This window comes from Aeromonas sp. s5, assembly GCF_040907865.1.
GTDB lineage: Bacteria > Pseudomonadota > Gammaproteobacteria > Enterobacterales > Aeromonadaceae > Aeromonas > Aeromonas dhakensis.
The window spans coordinates 615,407-630,345 of sequence record NZ_JBFOCO010000005.1; the positions used below are offsets into that span (position 1 = coordinate 615,407).

The 14,939-nt window shown below is 55.4% G+C and carries 13 protein-coding genes and 2 pseudogenes; 10 read left to right on the top strand and 5 right to left on the bottom strand.

The window, feature by feature from the left end:
* The coding region (locus AB5Y94_RS04020) for an FIST signal transduction protein (RefSeq protein ID WP_368204959.1) at positions 1-699 on the top strand (699 nt) is incomplete at its 5' end.
* A gap of 18 nt (positions 700-717) precedes the next feature.
* Positions 718-2,814: an ATP-binding protein gene (locus AB5Y94_RS04025; RefSeq protein WP_017783897.1), complete on the top strand. Its 2,097-nt coding sequence runs from the start codon at positions 718-720 to the stop codon at positions 2,812-2,814.
* Between the two features lie 230 nt (positions 2,815-3,044).
* Here AB5Y94_RS04025 and AB5Y94_RS04030 read toward each other — a convergent pair whose 3' ends face one another.
* From AB5Y94_RS04030 to AB5Y94_RS04040, 3 genes are all read right to left on the bottom strand, one after another.
* Positions 3,045-3,620, bottom strand: coding sequence for an LON peptidase substrate-binding domain-containing protein (locus tag AB5Y94_RS04030; protein ID WP_005299312.1), 576 nt, complete (start codon positions 3,618-3,620; stop codon positions 3,045-3,047).
* Positions 3,621-3,808: 188 nt separating this feature from the next.
* Entirely contained in the window at positions 3,809-4,795 is a 987-nt protein-coding gene (locus AB5Y94_RS04035; protein ID WP_368204961.1) for a tyrosine-type recombinase/integrase, read from the bottom strand.
* Positions 4,796-4,861: 66 nt separating this feature from the next.
* Positions 4,862-5,161 (bottom strand): helix-turn-helix transcriptional regulator, encoded by a 300-nt coding sequence (locus AB5Y94_RS04040; RefSeq protein WP_279448877.1) that lies wholly within the window; start codon positions 5,159-5,161, stop codon positions 4,862-4,864.
* A gap of 107 nt (positions 5,162-5,268) precedes the next feature.
* On the opposite strand from AB5Y94_RS04040, the gene AB5Y94_RS04045 reads away from it, so the two are divergent.
* The 8 genes and pseudogenes from AB5Y94_RS04045 to AB5Y94_RS04080 all read left to right on the top strand — a co-directional run bounded on the left by AB5Y94_RS04045 (position 5,269) and on the right by AB5Y94_RS04080 (position 11,540).
* Positions 5,269-5,598 carry a Cox family DNA-binding protein gene (locus tag AB5Y94_RS04045; RefSeq protein WP_241325099.1) on the top strand — a complete coding sequence of 110 codons (330 nt, stop codon included), beginning with the start codon at positions 5,269-5,271 and terminating at the stop codon, positions 5,596-5,598.
* Positions 5,595-5,834: a hypothetical protein gene (locus AB5Y94_RS04050; RefSeq protein WP_368204963.1), complete on the top strand. Its 240-nt coding sequence runs from the start codon at positions 5,595-5,597 to the stop codon at positions 5,832-5,834. Before AB5Y94_RS04045 ends, AB5Y94_RS04050 begins: the two co-directional genes overlap by 4 nt.
* A 190-nt stretch (positions 5,835-6,024) precedes the next feature.
* Positions 6,025-6,189 (top strand): annotated as a pseudogene (locus AB5Y94_RS04055) (ogr/Delta-like zinc finger family protein); the annotation flags it as partial.
* 75 nt (positions 6,190-6,264) lie between these two features.
* Positions 6,265-6,477 (top strand): annotated as a pseudogene (locus AB5Y94_RS04060) (ogr/Delta-like zinc finger family protein); the annotation flags it as partial.
* A 104-nt stretch (positions 6,478-6,581) separates the two neighbouring features.
* On the top strand, positions 6,582-7,211 hold the full coding sequence (locus AB5Y94_RS04065) for a GPO family capsid scaffolding protein (RefSeq protein WP_368204965.1): 630 nt from the start codon (positions 6,582-6,584) through the stop codon (positions 7,209-7,211).
* 13 nt (positions 7,212-7,224) lie between these two features.
* Entirely contained in the window at positions 7,225-8,190 is a 966-nt protein-coding gene (locus AB5Y94_RS04070; RefSeq protein WP_368204966.1) for a P2 family phage major capsid protein, read from the top strand.
* Positions 8,191-8,194: 4 nt separating this feature from the next.
* A complete protein-coding gene (locus AB5Y94_RS04075) occupies positions 8,195-8,920 on the top strand; it encodes a hypothetical protein (protein ID WP_368204968.1) in 726 nt (241 codons plus the stop codon).
* A gap of 493 nt (positions 8,921-9,413) precedes the next feature.
* Positions 9,414-11,540, top strand: a complete 2,127-nt coding sequence (locus tag AB5Y94_RS04080; protein ID WP_368204969.1) for a replication endonuclease — start codon at positions 9,414-9,416, stop codon at positions 11,538-11,540.
* A 634-nt stretch (positions 11,541-12,174) separates the two neighbouring features.
* Here AB5Y94_RS04080 and AB5Y94_RS04085 read toward each other — a convergent pair.
* A complete protein-coding gene (locus tag AB5Y94_RS04085) occupies positions 12,175-13,113 on the bottom strand; it encodes a hypothetical protein (protein ID WP_368204971.1) in 939 nt (312 codons plus the stop codon).
* An 82-nt stretch (positions 13,114-13,195) separates the two neighbouring features.
* On the bottom strand, positions 13,196-13,831 hold the full coding sequence (locus AB5Y94_RS04090) for a hypothetical protein (protein WP_368204972.1): 636 nt from the start codon (positions 13,829-13,831) through the stop codon (positions 13,196-13,198).
* Positions 13,832-14,939 lie beyond the last annotated feature (1,108 nt).

Here is a 14,939-nt window from a genome sequence, read left to right on the forward strand (position 1 = left end):
GCCGACAACAGCGTGAGCGGGGAGTGGCAGTTGTGCTGGGACGAGGGCAGTACTCGCGAGGGGGTGGTGCTGGCGGTGCTCTATCCCGATTGCCAGCTGGCGTTCCAGTTCCACTCTGGCTATGTCCCCACCGAACAGCGCGGCATCATCACGGCGTTGGCAGGACGTGAGATCCTCACCATTGACGATGAACCGGCCGCCGCCGTCTATGCCCGCTGGACCGGGCGCACGACGCCCTGGCCGGTGGGGCCCATCCTGCGAGAAACCACCTTGTCTCCGCTGGCCAGGCAGGTTGGCACCCTGGATGACATGCCCTATTACAAGCTCTCCCACCCCGAAGCCGTGACAGAAGGTGGCGGATTGCGCCTCTTTACCGATACTGAGGTCGGGGAGCGGTTGCTGCTGATGTACAGCAGCCAGGAGGGCCTGTTGCAGCGCTGTCTGAATGCGACCCGCATCGAGCCAGAGTACGGCATGGCCACCGAGATGCAGCCGTTTGGTGCCCTCGTGATCTTTTGTGCTGGTTGCCGCTTGGCTCTTGGTGATAGCTTATGCCAATTTGTCGATCAATTTCATACCCGGCTGGGGGACATCCCCTTCATCACCCCGTTCACCTTCGGCGAGCAGGGACGTCTGCCACACGGTGAGCTGGCACACGGCAACCTGATGATATCGAGCGTGATCTTTCTCGACAGCTGACACTGCGCTGGAAACAAGATGATTGGTAATACGGAACTGGAAGCCCTTGGCGACAAGCTGCAGACCACCCTGGTGGAGCTGGTACGCTGTCGGGAGCGCGAGGCCAAATACCGGCAGGAGTCGCAAACCCTGCTGTGCGGGGTGGCCACCCTAGCCGATGCCCAGACGCTGGAGCAGGTGCTGGACAGCCTCATCCAGGTGCTGAAACCCTTCATCGGCTTCGAACACGCGGATGTGGTGGCCTGGGAGGGCGAGGGGGGGCTGACCCACCTCAGCACCCAGGAGGGGGAGGTGGGCCGCCCCTGGCTACTGACACCTATCTTCTCCCGGGCTATCGAGGGGGAGACCCTGGTCATCTATGACCCGACCCAGTTGCCCGAGCTGGCGCCGCTGGCTGATGTGACGGGTTGGGCCAGCGTCATGATGACGGGGCTGCGGGCCCCCGGTTTCTCCGGCGTGCTCATCTGCCGCCACTCCCTGATGGGTACCTTCGATCTCAAGAGCAAGGCGGCCATGCAGCGCTGCCGGCCACTCATTTCCCAGGCATTGGTCAACATCGCCTATCGGGCCCGCTTGCAGGAGCAGGTTGAACTCAAGACCCTGGCGTTGCAGGCGGGTGAGCAGCGTTTTCGCAGTTTTGCCGGCATGGCCTCCGACTGGTTTTGGGAGACGGATACCGAGCATAGGCTGAGCTACGTCTCTGCCCCTGGCCAGCAGGAAGAGATGCTGGTGCATCAGACTGGCCAGAGTCTCTACGACTACGCCTATGACAGGCGGGATCCCGAATGGGGCAAGTACCGCCGGCTCATCGGCCTGCACCTGCCGGTACGGGCGGTGCGGGTGCAGGTCAGCCTGGCGCGGGGGCCGCGCTGGATGGAGATCAACGCCGAACCCTGTTTCGACGGGGCCGGTGTTTTCATCGGCTATCGCGGCACGGCGCGGGATGTGGGCAACCAGATCCGCCGTGAGCAGGAGCTGGCCAGGGCGCGGGACGAAGCGGAGGCCGCCAACCGCGCCAAGTCGCAGTTTCTGGCCATGATGACCCATGAGATCCGCTCCCCCATGAACGCGGTGCTGGGCATGCTTGATCTGCTGCAACACGCCCAGCTCGAACCCCAGCAGCAGACGCTGCTTGGCCATGCCACCCATGCGGCGCGCCTGCTGCAGACCATCATCGACGACGTACTCGATTTTTCGAAGATTGAGTCTCACACCCTGGAGTTTCACTGCGAGACGCTGCAGCCGGCCCAGCTCTGCCAGTCCCTCATCGAGCCACTGCTGGCGCGGGCTGTCGCCAAGGGCATCGATCTGCGCTGGCAGGTCGATGAGGCCGTGCCGGCCCAGTTGCAAGGGGATCCGGTGCGCCTCTCCCAGGTGATCAGCAACCTGCTTGGCAACGCGGTTAAATTCACCAGCACGGGTCGGGTGTTGTTGCAGCTGGAGTGGCATGATCAGCAGTTGCGGGTGACGGTGACCGACACCGGGATCGGCATCTCGGCCGAGGATCAGGCCCTGCTGTTTGAGCCCTTCTCCCAGGTGGACAGCTCGGCGACCCGCCGTTTCTCCGGCACCGGACTGGGGCTGGCCATCAGCAAGCGGCTGGTGGAATTGATGGGGGGCAGCATCCATCTGCGCAGTGCCCCCGGCGAGGGCAGCTGTTTCTGGTTCGATTTGCCGGGCATGGCGCTGCCATGCGAGTGCAGCAGCCGACCCGAGCCGGATCAGCAGCCCATTCAGGCTCTGGATGTGCTGGTGGTGGAGGACAGCCCGGTCAATCAGCTGGTGGTCTCGCTCATGCTGCAGAAGCTGGTGAGCCGGGTCAGAGTGGCCGCCAACGGACTGGAGGCGCTGGCGCAGGTCGCGCAGCAACAGCCGGATCTCATTCTGATGGACATGCGGATGCCGCAGATGGATGGATTGGAGGCGACCCGCCGCTTGCGGGAGCTGGGTTACCGCATGCCCATAGTGGCGCTGACGGCCAATGCCATGGCGGAAGACAGGGCCCGTTGCCTGGCGCAGGGCATGGATGACTTTTTGGCCAAGCCCATCAGTCTGATACGGCTGCGGGAGTGTCTGCAACGCCATTTTCATCCCGCATCAGCGAATCGCAGCTAAAAAAAATGGTCAACCTGGGTGGTTGACCAATTCTTCAGCAAATACTGAAGAGAGCACGGGATAAATCGGGTTGTACGATTCTATATGAAAAAGTCGTGCCAACTTTTCAGAACCGGTTTTACAGGGCTTGCAGCGCGATTATCGGTTTTTATTGCGTCCTGCAATTTGCAAAATGCGAAATTGACATTTTCATTATCGGAATATTTGCATTTTGCAAAGCCCGGTTTGACTCACTGTGCGATCAGTCGGCGCAAAAATTGACGAGCCGCTTCGCTATTTTGTTTGGCAATCAACATCTGTTTCTCATAGATCGGCATCGGCAGGATCTCGAGCCAGCGTTGGCAGAGCCAGGCTGCATCGTCAAACCGCTTGTCCGGATAGAGCTCGTCGAGCTCCGGATATTGCTCGAACACTTCCTGCAATCGGGTGACCAGCGGCTTGTCGCTGAAATTGGAGTGGGTGCTCGGCCAGTTGGGCAGGGCCTCGACCTTGGCCCGGCGCAGACCCAGCTCGTCAGTCTCCATCTCGTGGATGCAGAATCGTTCCATGCCGAGCACGGTGACACCGAGCAGGCCGTCATTCAGGGTGTAAAAGTCGGTGACTTTGACCCGGGTGCCGACCGGCAGGATCCGACCCGACTTGCCCGAGGTGGTTGCCTCTTCCATCACGATGCCAAACCCCTGGTCATTGATGAATGACTCTTTGAGCATCTGCAGGTGGCGCGGCTCAAACAAACGCAGAGGAAGCTTGCCACCAGGCAGGATGTGGGAAGGCAAGGGGAACAGTGCCAAAGGTTGAAGTTTCATGTTCCATCCTCCATTCAGTTGTTACTGAACAGGACAATGCAGCGACTGTGCCAGAGGATAAAAAAAGCCACCGGACGGTGATTTCTTTATCCCCGTGCAACCGTAGATGCACAGGGAATCAATCACTTAGGTGTTACTGATGTCGGCTGTGATTATTCAAAACCAGCCTGAGCGTGGACACTCTGTGGTCACTCAATTCCAGTTCCTCCGCATAATGGATTGAAGGTAATCGCATCTTGCAAATAGTCCGGTGCAAAATGCGCATAGGCCATTGTTTGCTGGATGGTGCCGTGTCCCAAGATACGCTGTAGTGTGATGATGTTCCCCCCATTGGCCATAAAGTGCGTAGCGAAGGTGTGGCGCAACACATGGGACGCTTGTCCGTGTGGCAAGTCTGGTTTCACTTCTCGCAGTACCTGCCGCACAGCCAGGTAATCTACGTTCGGAAATAGCCGCCCTGACTTGCCATCAACCAGTTGCGCCGAGACATCAGTGGAAACTGGTACTACTCGCGTTTTGCCATTCTTGGTGGCCACAAACATGACCCGCTGATTGATGACATGTTCAGCCCTGAGTTCTGCGGCTTCGCTCCACCTTGCGCCAGTGCTCAAACACAATATGGCTAAACCCCGATTATCGCCGTCTAACCTCTTCAGAAGTTCTCTGATCTCTATCTGGGACAGATAACTCATGGCCGTTGGTTTTGCTTTGAGTTTCCTGGCGCCTTTTAGTGGGTGTGGCGCGTGATATATCCCAGCCTCAATCAAAAAACTGAACATGCCACTGAGTGACATAAGGCGCCTGTTTACTGTTGATGCCTTGGCCCCCTGGCTAAGTGATTGCGACCGATACACGGCAAGCATGTGGTTATCAATCTGAAAAGCGCATGGGTGTCCCATATTGCGATCTACTAGCTCTAGCGCTTTGCGTGTAGGTGCACCCCATTTCAAGTTCTGCCCGTGATAAATCCACCAGAGCTGAATGAGTTCGGACAATGGCCGAGCATCCTTCGGTTTCTCTATCCAAGCTTTGTCATGCTGGTTTGCCAGCACATACCGCTCAAAAGCGGTTGCTTCATGCTTCTTGGCAAACTTCCGCCGGATGCGCTTTCCGTTGCGCCCCTGCGGCCTCATGTCCACTTCATAACGACCATCATCGAGCTTCTTAATCGACATAGCGAAGCCCTCCGATGTAACCCAAACATGATGTTTCTATTTCGCTGAGAAATGCCTCATGCAGGGTTAGCCAGTTTTCTGGTCGGAGCGGGATGAATCCCCGCTTTCCTGCCCAAAGTGTGCGAGAACCGGTGCTATCTGACCGGCTTCTGGCGCGATTTTGTCAGTTAAAAACCACATCATGTATTTGCTGAACTGTGGTATCGAAAAGAGCTTTTTAACCGCCTTCATACTGATTTCTTTGGTTCCTCCCTCGTAACTCGATAATGAACTGTATGGAATCTCTGTTAATTCAGATAGTTGCCTCCTATTTAGTCGCTCTGACTCCCTCATTAGCTTCAATTTTTCAGCTGTTTCTATTGACATAATCTCCCCTTAGATAAAGAATTTATCCAATCGGAGTAATTGTTACTCCAATTTAAGCCATTATGCGCCATTACGGCCCATTGGTAGCTAACAAGGGAGAATATCAGATGACAGCAGCAAGCCAAACCCAACCGCCGACCGAGACAGACCCGCGCGTATCGCTGGTGCTCGAACCCATGATAAATGCCTCCGATGCCGTGCCCGTTGAGGTGTTCGCCAAGATGATTGGCAAAACCAAGGGCGCAGTACGGGGGATGATTGAGAAGGGCAAGGTGCCGGTGGTGCCGATGCGCAACCCGCTTAACCCGAGCGCCCCCGCCGAATACTGGATTTACCTTCCGGCGTGGAACGAGGGGATGAAACTGGCCTTCGAGAGCCGCCCCCGTGAAATCCGCGACGGCTGGTTGTCCTGGCTGGGGCTGGGGTGTCCGGTATGAGCCAGACATGGGATGAACAAGCGGCCCTGAACATGGCGGGGGCGCAGTTGCTGCGCGAAACCGTGGAGCAGGTCAACAGCCGCCAGCAACGGGCCAACCATGAAAAGGGGGCGCAGTGCCTGTCGCGCAAGCTGGCAGTGCTGCAAACCCTGAATGGCGGGCAAAGAAAAACCCCGCTTAACGGTGCGCTAACACCAAACGGGGTTTCCAAATCAGCTTTAGAGGGCATGATTTGATGAGCATCTTATCTATCCCCTGCGCCTTGCGCAACCTGCGGCTCCAACGCCGCAAGCTGGCGGGGTCTGCCTGCCAGCGCTTTATACACCTGCCTGACTACCTTGTGGCCATTGAGCAGCCTGACGCGTTGGCGTGGGCGGCCCTGTGGCAGCGCCTGCCCCAACCCGTCAACCCACTGCGGGGGAACCTATGCGCGTGATGTGCACCGAGTGCGGCGAACTGGGCCGCATTACCAAGACCTATCGACACACCCGAGGCGTGGCCACGCTCTATTGCCAATGCATTGACCCCGAGTGCGGTCATTCGTGGGTGTCGTCCCTGTCATACAGCCACACCCTGCACCCGTCAGCCAGGAAAATCCCCGAGACGTCACCCGTTACCAAGCCGTAACCCGATGATGCCTCACGCCATTTGTGCCGGAGGGAAACTATGCGTGTGCTTTGCACCGAGTGCGGCAAGCCAGGCCGCATTACCAAGACCAACCGCATGACAGCGGGGGTCGCCAACCTCTATTGCCGTTGTTCGGATATTGCGTGCCGTCACTCCTGGGTGTCCACCGTGTCCTACAGCCACACCCTGAGCCCGTCCGCCAAGCGGGCCAATGAACTTACCCTGGCGCTGGTGCGGGTCATGTCACCCGAGGCCCACGCCACCTTGTGTAAAAGCGTGAACGAGCACCAGCAGCAGCTGGATATACAAGCCGCGCAAGAGCGCGAGAAACCCACGGTAACACTGCGGAGGGCAGGATGAGCAGTCAAGTAAAAACAGGCTGGATTTGTATCGCCAGCACGGGGCCAACACTGGATGGCCGCACCATCGCGCCCGAGTGTCTGCGCCAGCTGGCCGAGACATACGACCCGAATTTTTACGTGGCCAACCTCTGGCCAGATGGGGTACGGGGTCGCCCGCTGGGGAGCGTCCACGCCGTGAAGCTGCAAGAGCAAGGCGATCAGTTCAAGCTGCTGGCCGAGCTGTGCCCCACCCTGGAACTGATAGACCTCAACACCAGTGGCGCCCATGCCTTTTGCGCCATTGAGGCCAGCGAGAATTTCGCGGGTACTGGCAAGTGGTATCTGTCCGGTGTGACCGTCACTGACCAGCCCACCCTGACGGGGCTCACCCAGTTGCAATTTAGCGCCAAGCCACCCAGCAGGCGCCCCCTGCTGGTCCCTGTTTCTGCGCCCGTTGTGCCTGCAAAAGCGGCTTTCCGGACATCAAAACCTGAGCAGATGTTTAGCCAGATAGAGGCCCTGTCGGCGGGGGGGGCGGCCCTTTGCCAAAAGCTGGACAGCTTCACCCCGTATCGACCCAACCAGCCGAGCGCTGCTGACCGTAGTGACGACCCCACCCACGCCAACCATCACCGCATTTACTAAGGAACCCCACCCGATGAGCTTAACTGACCTGCTGCGCGATGTGCGCCTGAGCTTTGCCCCTGCGCCTCAACCCAGCTTTGGCAACCTCGACAACGCTGCCAGCATGGCCCTGGCTGCGGCCATTGTGCAGGCCACCCCGTTTTTGTGGATGGTCTCTATCCAGGGCGTGGATGACCCCCACGCACAGCGCTTTGACCCGCTCAAGCCAGCCCTGCGCAGTGGCCGCAAGGCACAAGGGCTCTTTCTGGTACGGGCCGAGCCGAGCAAGCGTGAACACGAATACGAAGAGCTGGACAGCAGCGCCATCTGGACGTGGCAACAGCTGGCCCAGATGCTGGCGGGGCTCGACCAGCGCCAAGCCAGCAACCTGCTCGAAGAGCTGGCGCTGGCCGCCTTTGCGGATGACCTGATACGGGTCGGCTTTCATGGCCAGACTGCTGCCGTCAACACCGACCCCGAGACCAACCCGAATGGGGAAGACGTCATGACAGGCTGGCCTGCGCTGGCCAAGGCCGCCGACCCCGAGGGGCTGCGGGTGCTGCGCAATGCCGTGACGTTCGACCCCAGCGGCAAAGGCGATTTCACCGACCTGGACGCGATGGTCTATGCCCTGATTGAGAAGCTGCCGCCAGCCTATCGCCAAGACCCGCGCTTGGTGGTGATGGTCGGCGGCGACCTGCTGCGCGCCCACCAGAAAGCCCACCTCAAGCCAGGGCAGGTACGGGACAAAACCCAGCGCTTGAAGATTGCCGACTTGGGTTTTGTCTCGCACCAGTACATGCCGAGCACCTATCTGGCCATTACCCTGGTCGAGAACCTGCAAGTGCTCACCGTCAACCACACCCACCGCCTCAACGCGGGGGACATTGACGACCTCGCCAGCTGGGGCATTCGCTACAACCGCGCCCAGTCCTACGCCCTGGGCGAGCCCACCGCTTACGCCGCCTTTGATGCCATCACCCTTGCCACTCAGGAGTAACCCCATGCAACAACCGACTTTGCAGGCCGTGCCGACCATTCAACTTCCTAACGCCCCTGCGGGCACCCGCGCCAGCCGACTGGATGAACACGTGGCCCTCTTCCAAAGCGAGCACCAAAAGCTGATGGAGCTGGACAGCGAAATTCAGGTACTGCGCGAACAACGCAAAGCCTTACTGGCCCAAATCCCGCCTGCCAAGGAGCGCCGCGAAGAGCTGCGCCAGGGGCGCATTAACCAACTGATGGGCGGGGTAGTGTCACTGGAAGCCGCGCGGGAATACCGCGAGCTGGGGGAACTGCTGGAGGATGCCAAGGCGGCGACCACTTTGTCGGAGTGTCAGGAAAAGCGCTTGGCCATGCCGCTCTATCAGACCCAGCTGGCGGTCAACAGCGCCCAGAGCATGGTGGCCGGAGGCTATGAAAGCTACCTCGACCACAAGGTGATGCCATCCATCCTCAACGGGCTCAAGGGGCGACTGGCCGAGCTGGCCGCCCTGACCCACGCCAAGGCCACCATCATGGGGCAGGAAGGGGCGCGCAAGTGGGCACAGAACGAGCTGGCCCACGCCCTCAAAGAGGCAATGAGCGGCGAGCAGGTGGCACTGGATGGCGACAAGCCCGCCGCCCGTGAAGTGTTGGCCACCTCGACCCGCCCGCAAGCGGCTGACTTGCTGGAGCTGTGCAACAGCCCTGGCAAGCGCCAGTGCTTGCAGCGGGAGCTGGAAGAGTAAGCCGACCATGTGAAGAGGGGAGCCGATAACGGATCCCCCCAGTGCTCACACGCTTATCACAACAGAGCGAGCGGGCGCAGATTAACAAAGCCGACCGCGCCGGACAAATGGCCGGACGAGAGAGGCAAACAAGGGAGATTAGAGCGAGAGAGGCAGAACGCCAGAAAAGACAAAGGGAGCCGTTGGAGGGCTCCCCTTAGCTAACCCATATCAAGCACGACAAGAGATAGCCAATGAACATTATCAAATTCAATGCCGCCCAGCAAGCGGAGGGACTCGTTTTGTCCGCATTCTGGGGTGAGTCCCTACGCCAAGACCATCACCGCCTCTACATCCTGCAATCACGCCTTGCCGTGTTGCGTATCCGGCGACGGGTCAGAGGGATACGTGACAGGGCCCAAACGCGGGTGCTGTTGCAGATGTGCCGATTAACCCGCGCTACCTTGTGCCAAGCCCACGCCAAGGCGCTGCGGGCAAGCGTAGGGGAGCTGGTATGAACAACCCCCTGAGCACCTTCACCGACAAAGGCCACCCCCGCCGCAACCAGTCCACCGCCGTCTTGCGGGCACGGGTCAAGAAGATGACCCACATCCTGCAGTTGCAACTGCGGCCACTGTGCCCGCTCGAAGATGCCCGCAAACCCGCCAGCCAGCGCGACCGCAACGCCCCCGCCAGTGAGGAGGTCATTCGCTCCTACTTCATCGGCATCCCAGGCGCCTATGACCTTGATTGGGCGCTCGACCTGCTGATGTTCTCGGTTAAGCGGGGCCAAGGCGGGTCGGTGCAACTGGCCGATGAGCTGGTCGGTGAATTGTTCGTTGGCTACTGCGTGCGGCGAGTGCCGGCCATCCTCAAGGGCGTGACCTGCAAGGAGGCCAATCTCTGGCTATGCGACAGGGTCAAGGTGCTGCGACAAGTGCAGGCAGACCTGCCAGAGCCGCTGGAACAATTGCAGCACAAAGACCGCCGCGAAAAGCTGGCGGCGGATTATGTAGAGCGCGTCCAGCGCTTGCTGGATGCGGCCACCAATGGCCAAGCCGACACCATGCCCGCCATCTACCTCTGGCGGGTCTGTGGCCAGCCGCTCAAACCTTGGGGCTTCCTGCCAACCCTGCCGCGCTTCAAGAGCACCGAGGCCCGCGATACCTTCATTGCGGCCCACCTTATCCGCTGGCTTGACCCACAATGGTGGGCGCGCAAACTGCGCAAGCTCTGGGAACAATATCGGGAGCACTGCGCCATCCTGCTTGGCAAGGTGCGGCGCGGTGTCTCACCCTATGTCTCTAGCTACGCTCTGCGGGCCTTCAATGAGCGCCAGCTGGCCGCCGAGCAGTGGCTAAAGAGCATGGAGGCGCACAACGAAGAACACGACATTACTATTTCCCTGGCCGATGCCGTGGCCAGCTCGATGGCCAACCCGTCAAATCGCCGTGATGAACTGGTGGTGAGGGCGCGGGGCTTCTCCGATGCAGCGGACGAAATGGGTTATGTGGGCCTGTTCTTCACCTGGACAGCGCCGAGTCAATATCACCCGTGGAAGACAACCCCCCAGGGACATGGCCAACCCGCCCGCACCACGGAAAACCCCAAGTATCAGGGCCTCACTCCCCGCGACACCAACACCTATTTAGGCACCCTCTGGAAGCGCTGCCGCGCGGCTCTTGCCCGCCGTGGTATCGAGTATTTCGGCTTTCGGGTCGTCGAGCCCCACCACGATGGCACCCCCCATTGGCACTTGCTGCTGTTCGTCAATCCGGCCCAGCAGCATGAACTGATAAGCACGATGCAACGCTATGCCCTCAGCCATGACCAGGGCGACCTTGAGCGCAAGCGCCATCCGGTGAGCAAGCGCCCCTATAGCGACATCACCCCCCGCTTTGACTGGAAGGTTATGGATCCGGCCAAAGGCGGGGCCGTGGGCTACATCGTCAAATACATCGCCAAGAACATAGACGGCCACCAGATAGGGGACGAAGGCGACTTAGAGGCTGAAACCACCGCCAGTGAAGGAGCAAGACGGGTCAGGGCGTGGGCGTCCCTGTGGGGCCTGCGCCAGTTTCAACAGCTGGGCGGGCCATCTGTGAGCGTATGGCGGGAGCTGCGGCGACTACCTGGGCGAGTGCAAGAGAAAGAAGGTCGCACGGTGGCCCCGCTTGAGAGCGAAATCATGGAAGAGTGCCGCCGCAATGCGGACGCGGCGAACTGGAAGGAGTTTACCTATTCGATGGGTGGCCCCGTGTGCCCACGGGATGCCCGACCGGTGCGGCTGCATCACCTGATAGACCCCGCCAAGAACAAGTACGGGGAAGACGTGATCCGGCTCGTGGGTGTGGCCGCTGGCAGCGCCGTTAAGGCAACCCGCCTTGATGGCTGGGTGCTGCGCCGCAAGGTGAGCGACAAGCCAGCAGAGAGCGCCGAGGAAGTGCTGAGCGAGCAAAGCGAAGCAGCAGGGTTTGGCGAGCGTAGCGAGGTGCCCTTAAGCGGCGATAGCTGCGCTCCTTGGAGCACTGGCAATAACTGTACGCAGCCGGATACGGAGGCGCTTGCGGATCAGGTAATGGCAGAGTATTGGGGTTTTATCACCCTCTCTATTAGCCGTTTGTGGGTAGGCTCAGTGTAAGAACTGATGGCTTTACCTTCTGGGTTGAGAGCCGTCAGCAGTAGTCGCACCGAGCGATATCCAATGAACCTGAGTTGCAGCCAGGTGACGAGCAATCTGCAGCTCAAAGCCAATTCGATGAGTACGCGATCCAGGGTAGTGATTAGGACTGGCCGATGCTGGTCCAATACTGCAGTAATGTATACTAGGTGAAGGAACATGCTGGAACATACAGCTGGATAGATTTGTTGCCTGCGCCGTACCAGTCACCGATGTGGTGGGAACTGGAGAAGCTAGATATGCCGGAGTGGCAGCAAGAGCAGCACCATGGTCTGGATAACCGAGTATACGGTATCCTCCAGCAGCGCTAACCAGCCAGAGATTTGAGTGATGCTGCAGGACAAGCAACAAACCCTGCAGGCCATTGCCTCAACTTCCTCGTGGCCATCGGCCAGAGAGATAACTAGATCTGTACATACAAACCCAGTCGTCGCTAAACAACTTAACTCCGTGTATAAATTAGTACTTCACCATGTGGTAGTTGAGTATAGATAAACATGCACATACGGTATCAGTACAAAAATGCTTCCTAAAAAACACAGCGCATATAATAAAAGATGCATCGAAGCGAAAGCACATACGATAACATTCGTTATTATGTCTTTATTTTACCCTTGATTTCCGATATGCATTTTTCTGTTTTTTCAATCGCTTGCACAGCTTTATCTAAGGTGGTTTCATCACCGCCTGCCGGCTCTTTTCTCGTAAATGCATTTGTGCCGGATATATTCCAATGCTCGAATGCTTCTTTTACTTCCGCCCAATCTGCTGCAGCACCATAAGACTGTAGGTAGAATTTCCCAAAGTTAATCGCATGCCTTCTATCAGCATTTTTAAGTGATTCATGCATATACGAACTGCTGAATACATATGCATATTTAGATATACCCACTAAAAGTCCTACTGTGACACCACCTTTAAATAGGGTAAACAACAAAAATTGCCAAGTTATATCATTTGAATTCATCGAGCCATACTTGAATGTCACCACGATAAAAAATATAACACCTATAACCAAGCATAAAGCGCCAATGCTACTCCATATTTTTGACATAGTGTGGAATTGAGATTCCTTACTGCTAAGTAATTCAAGAGCATCTTCTACATAATTTTTGGATGTTTGCTCAATTTTTTCCCTGCTCTCTTTTGTTAGGCGATCTTTTTCTAATGCCAATTCGTCAAATGCTCTTTTAAGATCAGCCTCCCTGATTGATATTTCTTTTTGTAGATGATCTCTTAAGGATTCAGTTTCCATCTCTCTCTTATGAAAATGCATCTCAAACTCTTTCTGTCTCTCAATTAGCTTTTTCTCACGTTCTATGAAGTAGCGCTCTCTTTCTTCTAGCTCTTTCCTCATCTCTTTTTCCCGAAGGTACTGCTCTTCCTTTAAGCGAACCCTATAAGTGTTTAATTCACGCTCCTGTTTCTCTATGATTCCTTTATAGCGAGATAGCTCTTTCTCCCGTTCATCAAAATATCTAACTTCATCTTCAGATAGCTTAAAATTGCGTGTGTTATCCATTTTTTCTAGCATGACACAATGTCCTTTTAGCTTGTATTTTTAATTAATGCCAACGGATAATGGCGAATTATTACCAGTAAAGTAACCTATCAGATTAAAAAGTCCAGAGTCCATACGAAGGATTCTCTGGCAAAACAACCTTATTAGATTCAGCTATCTCATGCATCTTGCTATAAAGTAGTTTATAGTCATTCTCGTTTTTCATAGATGCAAATTCACTTTCTATAATAATCCGTTCTTTGAAGTCTATATAAGGACCGAGTATTCTCATGTGCTGGTCAAATGAAGTGACTATGTTATATTGAAAAAGCATAGCCCAAAATTGGAAGAAAAGCACAAAAGGAAAAACTACCAAAGAAATAATTGAGATTAACTTGCGTAATTTCGTTCTAGAGAGTTCCTCTGTATTGCCACTTGGACTTGGACTTGGACTTGGACTTGGACTTGGACTTGGACTTGGACTTGCTTTTTTTCTAATTAAAACAGAAAGCATTGCTACTGGAAAGCCAACTACAACACCGAGCAATAAACTATATGTTAATAATGCTGGGTCTTTTGCAACCCCTAACGCACTTTTTTTATATAGTGAATCTACAAGACCTGTCACCAAGTATTCAGAAATATAAACAACACCTTGTCCAAATATCCTGATAATCGGGTCTAGAAAATATACAAACACCATTGATGCAATTATTCCGGTAATAATCCCGACTCTAGTTGACTTATCCATACAACCCTCTTTAAGTTATAAAGCTAACAATAAGGAAACGTAAAACATTATTTATATTTCAATTTTTATATCAGCTGTTTTGCCAATCCTATGGATATAGGAAATAATTTTTTATTCCCCCATGAACAATCTTACTAGAATCCAATTTTTATCTACCCTCTCAACATACAACGATAACTAACGCACGGCAGTCTCGACACTCCGCATACTGTTCTTAACCAAACTGAAGAGAAAATCCCTATCAAGTTCATCTTGGTTTCAGTTGAAGTAGCATGGGGTGGATGAGTAGGGTATCAAATGCTAACCATTTTAGTGAGTGAAAGTTATGAGTCACGCGGATTTTTTTGATGAGGGTCAGTGTCATGGGAATAGTTAATGAGAGGAGATGCAGCGACTACCAAAACTGGGTTGTGCGCAGAGATCACCTAGGAAATACAACTGGGAACCCTATTGCATCCCCAGTTCTGTCAATACCAGTAGTCTTCCCTGTTGCATTAGCAAGCCTGTTCAACTCAACATCAACTGGTTCAAGGTCTTTGCCGACGGCTAAGAGTGTGAGCGAACGACAAGGTGTCTACCTGTCAACGCCTTGGCATGACCAGGAAAGGGTGTCGCATACACGAAGTACTGCATCGTAAGTGAAGCTCTGTTGCCTGAGTGTTCATCAACAAACAACATGTATCCTGATGTATCCTGATGTATCCTGATGTATCCTGATGTATCCTGATGTATCCGATGGTCCTCTAAAGTACCCACGGAAACTGCATTCATCAGTTCCCACTACACGTTATATGTGTCATCCATTTTGCAAAATACAGATACCAAGAAATTAAGAAATTTAAACATGAAAAATAGTGGGGTTACTATCATCAAGACTTCACTATGGAGCCATCCACTAGATGGTTTAGTACATTTTAATCTCTATAGTTGAGAGCGAGCCATTAGGCTCGGATACGGGACAACGGACAAAGTTGCACCACGGAATCCGCGCTCTTCCGCTCCCGCCTGCGCGCCCTGTATAGAAAACTTTTTGCAAAAATGGATTACTGCAAAACCATATGCCCAGCGCCCGCCAGCGCTGGGCTTTGCGGCTAGACCCCGAACTGAA

Bases quoted from the DNA above. Each gene is read 5' to 3' on its own strand.
- AB5Y94_RS04030 (WP_005299312.1), bottom strand. From the start codon at position 3,620: ATGAAACTTCAACCTTTGGCACTGTTCCCCTTGCCTTCCCACATCCTG.
- AB5Y94_RS04080 (WP_368204969.1), top strand. From the start codon at position 9,414: ATGAACAACCCCCTGAGCACCTTCACCGACAAAGGCCACCCCCGCCGC.
- AB5Y94_RS04045 (WP_241325099.1), top strand. From the start codon at position 5,269: ATGACAGCAGCAAGCCAAACCCAACCGCCGACCGAGACAGACCCGCGC.
- AB5Y94_RS04065 (WP_368204965.1), top strand. From the start codon at position 6,582: ATGAGCAGTCAAGTAAAAACAGGCTGGATTTGTATCGCCAGCACGGGG.
- AB5Y94_RS04035 (WP_368204961.1), bottom strand. From the start codon at position 4,795: ATGTCGATTAAGAAGCTCGATGATGGTCGTTATGAAGTGGACATGAGG.
- AB5Y94_RS04085 (WP_368204971.1), bottom strand. From the start codon at position 13,113: ATGCTAGAAAAAATGGATAACACACGCAATTTTAAGCTATCTGAAGAT.
- AB5Y94_RS04075 (WP_368204968.1), top strand. From the start codon at position 8,195: ATGCAACAACCGACTTTGCAGGCCGTGCCGACCATTCAACTTCCTAAC.
- AB5Y94_RS04025 (WP_017783897.1), top strand. From the start codon at position 718: ATGATTGGTAATACGGAACTGGAAGCCCTTGGCGACAAGCTGCAGACC.
- AB5Y94_RS04040 (WP_279448877.1), bottom strand. From the start codon at position 5,161: ATGTCAATAGAAACAGCTGAAAAATTGAAGCTAATGAGGGAGTCAGAG.
- AB5Y94_RS04050 (WP_368204963.1), top strand. From the start codon at position 5,595: ATGAGCCAGACATGGGATGAACAAGCGGCCCTGAACATGGCGGGGGCG.
- AB5Y94_RS04090 (WP_368204972.1), bottom strand. From the start codon at position 13,831: ATGGATAAGTCAACTAGAGTCGGGATTATTACCGGAATAATTGCATCA.
- AB5Y94_RS04070 (WP_368204966.1), top strand. From the start codon at position 7,225: ATGAGCTTAACTGACCTGCTGCGCGATGTGCGCCTGAGCTTTGCCCCT.